General features: G+C 30.2%; 4 protein-coding genes. 1 reads left to right on the forward strand and 3 read right to left on the reverse strand.

Annotated elements, in window-relative coordinates:
- Positions 1-397 precede the first annotated feature (397 nt).
- Together ACE199_RS23290 and ACE199_RS23295 are read right to left on the reverse strand one after the other, a co-directional pair.
- Positions 398-2098, reverse strand: coding sequence for a DUF262 domain-containing protein (locus tag ACE199_RS23290; RefSeq protein ID WP_375351893.1), 1701 nt, complete (start codon positions 2096-2098; stop codon positions 398-400).
- 376 nt (positions 2099-2474) lie between these two features.
- On the reverse strand, positions 2475-3197 hold the full coding sequence (locus ACE199_RS23295; protein ID WP_375351894.1) for an SH3 domain-containing protein: 723 nt from the start codon (positions 3195-3197) through the stop codon (positions 2475-2477).
- Between the two features lie 166 nt (positions 3198-3363).
- Here ACE199_RS23295 and ACE199_RS23300 point away from each other — a divergent pair, with 166 nt between their 5' ends.
- Entirely contained in the window at positions 3364-4149 is a 786-nt protein-coding gene (locus ACE199_RS23300; RefSeq protein ID WP_375351895.1) for a hypothetical protein, read from the forward strand.
- 346 nt (positions 4150-4495) lie between these two features.
- Here the strand turns inward: ACE199_RS23300 and ACE199_RS23305 are convergent, their stop codons facing one another.
- Positions 4496-5476, reverse strand: coding sequence for a DUF2971 domain-containing protein (locus ACE199_RS23305; protein WP_375351896.1), 981 nt, complete (start codon positions 5474-5476; stop codon positions 4496-4498).
- Positions 5477-5714 lie beyond the last annotated feature (238 nt).

The following is a 5714-nucleotide window of genomic DNA, read 5'->3' on the forward strand; positions in this document are numbered from 1 at the left end:
CAAATGTAGTAAGTTTGGTCACTTTCTATCATAAGAGAGGTTTATAGAATTGGAAATTAGGTGGCTCATTTTTTATGTGATCAAATCGTGTAAAAGTGGCTCAAATCTAACTTATCAAACACAGCATTCTGCAACAAAAGGTTAAGTACACTAAAATGTATAATGTCCCCTTCACTTACATCCTCAATTAAAATCTATGTTTTTTCTGTTTGAATTAAATCCATGACACTTTTAATTTCGATCACTTACTTCAGATTCTGTGTAACCACCAGACACACCCATGCTGTAACACAACAAAAAGTCCTACCGATTCCTCGGTAAGACTCCAATGCACACCTCAATATTAAACAACACTTCATATATGTCAGAAATTAATAGAGATATAATAGGAATATACTTATAATTCCACGCTCTCAAAGCTCCAGTTTTTCACAGCAAAGTCAACTAATTTTTTATGTCTCTTATTTATTGATTCACTATCCCAAATTGGGAAATCAACTGTACCGCTTATAAAGTTTTTAATTTCGGCTTGCTGTTTTAACAATGGATTACTATTATAAGAATCCAGTTTTTCTACAAAAGGACGATTTCCGATTGAAGCATTGTGAGATCCTGATATTAGCATAAGGTTTCCTAAACAATTTAAATATTCGTTTACAAATTGCTCTGAATATGAATTTTCAATATCTACTTCATATCCAGCTTCTACTCCTTTATTATTTGGAGTTTGAGGAGAAATGTGTTCAATTTGCTGATTTAAAATACTACAATTACCAATTGAATAGCCTCTACTTTGAATAAAGTCTTCATAACTCCATAAAAGATATGACAAAACTCCACTATCGTACATATACCCATCTAAATACTCTTTTACTCTATAATCTCCCCAATACCATGCTTCATTTAGTTTGGTCTTAAATGAGTTTTTTAACCACAACAAATCACCTGTAAAATCTAGTAAGGTTCTATTTAATCTACTATTGATATCAGCTCTACTATTAATTAATTTATACCTAAACACGAGTATTTCTAACAAATTAAAAAGTTTTGATAAACTTTGGTTATTATCACCTGAAAATTTCATTCCTTTAATAAGGAATGGATAGACAAATGCAGGCATTCCTAAGTTCCTTATTTTTATTAGGTATTCATCTTTATTTTGCTCTAATTTTTTCATATTTGAAAAGGATGTATGTAGTTCAGCTGCAAAATTTTTAATCCATTTAACCTTGTCTGTAGATGCTTTATACTCAGATTTTATATCATCCAAGGTTCTATAATTATACCCCTGTTTTGTATAAGCATAGCAGTGATACATTAATACACTATCTTCGTTTATTTTTATATCATTTGTGATGGTATAAATATGCTTAAAGACATTAGAGATAGCTTCAATATTGGAATCAGTTTCTTCTTTTACACTATGTACATAGATTTGATACATAAAGTAAGATTTAAGTTTTTCAAGGTTAGTTAAATCCTTACCTCTATTATTTTGCAATTCAAACATAAGTGCCGAATCTTTTTTCCCCTGTAATTCTATACAATTTATTTCTGTACTTTCTATTACATCCAATATACTAACAAGTGTCGTTAAGTCTTTCTTTTTCAGTTCATGAGTAAAAAAACTTTTTGCATCTCTAATTCTTTTTTGAGACGGAGTGTTTGTTTCAAAAGAAGCATTCCCCTCAATTATTAGTGAATCATAGCAGGCTCTATCGTATTCAACAGGTCTGAGTTTAATATTACCATTATTTTTGAGATATATTTTCTCTTTATCTTCTAAACTAATTGGAATATCTTTACCACTATCTTGCTTAAATTTAAAAGCATCAATTAGAGCTCTAATAAAAATTGTTAATGTTGTTATGCGTTGTTGCCCATCAATAATATCGTACTCTCTATCCTTCTTGATCGTTTCTAGCAACAAGTTCCCATAATAATAATGGTTATCACCTTTTATTTGCTCTAATAGATCATTTAAAAATGTTTGCCATTCATCTTTTTCCCAAGAATAAGCCCTTTGATAAACAGGAATAACAAACTTTTTCTGTGAGCTATCAAACAATCCTAAAATGGTTCTTTGAGTAAATTGCATAGTATCTCCTCCCGAATATAATTCATGCCGAATTATATTTAACTTCTAGAATAATGAATCTCTCTAGGCTTAATATGTGCTAATGCTTCTTCAATTAAAAAAGTAATATTAGAGGCAAAGTAATGCTCATACAGGATAATAGTAATTTTATTTTATATTTTCTCCAATAGTCTGTAGTAAAATTATACCACGGCGTAAATATAGGGATATGTTAATTTTCATAATTTTTTTGAGTGTATTAGTCAAGAGTTTCTGTTACTTCTGTTACTTCTGTTACTTCTGTTACTTCTGTATATTTTACTATCATCAAAATTGTTATACTATCCTAGGCTTTCTTTTTAAGTAAAATAAAAAAACAGAGGATCAATCCTCTGCTTCATTTTTTATTTTCTAATCTAATAAGTTGATACTTAATTAGTCCGTCAAAACCAGCCTGAATAAACCCTACATTTTTAGCATAGTACATTTTATAACCATTATAAGTTTGTACTTCAATACAATTTTTAAATACACCAGCTGGAGTCTTCACGGTTTTAGAAACTGAGGTAATAGCAGCACCTTCACCACTCGCCCCATTTATCCATGATTTCCCCTTTTTGATTGGATATTTTAACTCCAAATAATATTCAATTCCATATAACCCCGAATATCCGGCATATAATCCATTTTTATTTTCACGCATGACTTCAATATCTTCCCCATTTACTACCCATTCGTCTGCTCCATCTTTATTTTTACCCGAGTAGACATATTCTCTTATAACACCGCCTTCAGCCATATACCTGTACACTTTCGCCTTATTCATTAAATAAGAATTAGCAAGCTTCAAATACTTTGTTGCAACATAGGCTTTCTTGTTTTTATAACGAATTTCTGACCAACCATTCTTAGTTTGGGAATAGATATAAACTCCTGCATCCTTTTTTAATGATCCAACTTTTTTGTATTTCGTTCCTGCACCGCTTCGAACAGTAAGGGTACCACTCTTAATATTTACGTGTGCTATTTTAGTAGTAGCAGCTTCCGTATTCGATGAATTAAAAGAAAAAAACGATAATACTAAAATAAGCATAATCAATATCTTAAATACCTTTTTCATTAACCTTAAGCTCCCCTTTTTTCTATAATCACAGGACTATTATATCATTCAGATACAAGACTTACAGTCTGTATTATTCCATAATTAACATTTACTTCATCTAATCCAAATGATACATTTTAACTATAAATAATCAAATATACCCGATTAGAAAGGAGTTTGATTGATGAAAAAAATACTAGTCTTTACATTTTCATTTATTTTACTGCTCTCATCAGTATTAATTCCTATGAGCAGTGCCTATGCAGAAAAAATTACTTCCTACAAATGGGGGCAAATAACTTACAAAGCGAATCACATTGGTAAAATAATTGTTAAGAAAAATACTAATTTATATTATTGGGATAAGGAATATGATGAATTAATAAAGATTGGAATATTGAAAAAAGGGAAAGAATACCCTATCTACTCTACTCGTGATTCAGATAGATATGGGGAACTATTAAGTATTGGGGACAATAAATTAGTTAAAAATAATAGTTCTGTGACGTATCAAAAGCCTTCAAAACATATGAAAGAAACCGTTGGGAAAGAACGAGTATGGTTGAGAAACCCTGCAGCAGACGATCTCACAAATTTGCAAGAGGCAATAATTATAAGTAAAAAGAAATATGGTAGTACAGATTATTATGACTATGTTTTAAAGGCAAAATCTAAGTATTACACTTTAAGTGCTAAAAAAGGAACCGAGAAATGGTACTACATGAAAACAAACCCATTTAAAAAATATAAGTACAGTAAATCAACTTGGGATTTGATTAAAAAGGAGAAAATAAAACTAGGAATGACAACAAATCAAGTATTCCTTTCTTGGGGCTATGCTGATGATATTAATTCTTATTCCAAATCCTATAGTGGTTCTACAGAACAATGGATTTATGGAGATGTACTCGATGGAGCAACTTATTTATACTTTAGAAATAATAAACTCGAATCATGGCAAGATTTCTAATTGAAGATTAATAAAGTGTAGCCTTTCTATTAAGAAAGGTCTTTTTATTAGATTTTAACAGATTGTTTTTAGAAAGGATAAGTAACCATAAATTGTAGATTATTATTTTTATCGTATCGAATCCTAAAAATTTTCATGCTAAGTGCCCCCATCAGTTCTACCTTCTATAAATAAAGGAGAAATACACCAAAATGTATAATATCCCTCTATCCATCTACTTGCCTACTTCATATAAAAAAGAATCAGCACTTGGCTGACTCTCTTTAATTATCATTATTTATTTTTTAATTTAATAAGTTGGACTACCACTAGTAACTCTTGCAATATTACTATGACTATTTAGATTTTAAAAAAGTAGCTTTCGTGGATATAATTCATTCTTGCTATTAGAATACGCCATTTCAAAAAATTCTAATTCATTTCTCCCTAACTCTTCACACTTTCTTCTTACAATTTCAATGATTTCCGTTTTCGCTTCTTTGGGTGTTTTCATTCCAAAAATTATCGCCTCAAGATTCTCAAATTTATATTCTAATAATCTATCCTTTGGGTCATCAAAAGAATCAAGTACACTACTTAATATAATGCGATACTCTCTTTCATGCGACCAAACTGGTAGTTTTTTTAAATAAGCTCCCCCATATACATTCCAATATTGTTTTCGCCATTCGTCCTCTTGCGAAAACATATTCTCACAACAAATACTTAATTCCCCATTCTCATCTGTATACCACTGTTCTTTTAATTGTCGTATCGGTAATCGTCCTAAATTTCTAAAAAAGTCTAATTCATCAAAAATAGAAGAATATTCCATTGGTTGCAAAGGAAAATCTCGATAATCATAAATATTACCGCTTGTACTACTGTAACCAATTTTTGTTTTCAATGGCAACATTGGATTCGATGCGTTATTTGTTTTGAATTTCAAGCAAACTCCTGTATGGTTGTTTCCATATGTACCCCATATAGAGGAATTTGAACAATTATCCATAAAACACGCTACATAGGCTTCAGGATAAGTTAATTCTACAACAGAATCCAAATACATTTGTGGAAATTCTATATTGATGCTTTGTAACTTAGGAGAATCCCTATACTTAAGAAGTAATTCATTATCCCAACTTTTCAACATGTCATGTGAAAATTCCATTAATGTTCCGTAAGCTATATTCGAATCTGACTTTGCATTTAATTCATTCCATATATTAGATAAATCTAAATTTAATTCTTTCTCTTTCCTTTTTGATTGAGTCTTTTCTAGATTAGGAATTAACCCACTTTGAATATCTATTTCAAAAATAGTTTCTAAAGCCCTAATAGACAACATCTTCAAATGAACATACATTTCTTCAAGATAAATCTTATTCGGATTTTTGATTATAAATTGCAAATATGATTGTACAAAGCTATCAGAAAAGAATCGCTTATTTATTTTTTGAATACTGGATAGGCTACACTTAGTTGGACAGAAATTTTAAGGTCAAGTAGACTACAGTTAATATAAACGAGGAGAACCTACCATGACCAAAAGAGAGCGGAGAACATTTACACAAGAATTTAAACAA

Origin of the sequence: Peribacillus sp. Hz7 (assembly GCF_042136355.1) — a bacterium.
GTDB classification, from domain to species: Bacteria; Bacillota; Bacilli; order Bacillales; family DSM-1321; genus Peribacillus; species Peribacillus asahii_A.

Coding starts and splice junctions, on each gene's coding strand:
- ACE199_RS23290 (WP_375351893.1), bottom strand. CDS start 2,098: ATGCAATTTACTCAAAGAACCATTTTAGGATTGTTTGATAGCTCACAG.
- ACE199_RS23295 (WP_375351894.1), bottom strand. CDS start 3,197: ATGAAAAAGGTATTTAAGATATTGATTATGCTTATTTTAGTATTATCG.
- ACE199_RS23300 (WP_375351895.1), top strand. CDS start 3,364: ATGAAAAAAATACTAGTCTTTACATTTTCATTTATTTTACTGCTCTCA.
- ACE199_RS23305 (WP_375351896.1), bottom strand. CDS start 5,476: ATGTTGTCTATTAGGGCTTTAGAAACTATTTTTGAAATAGATATTCAA.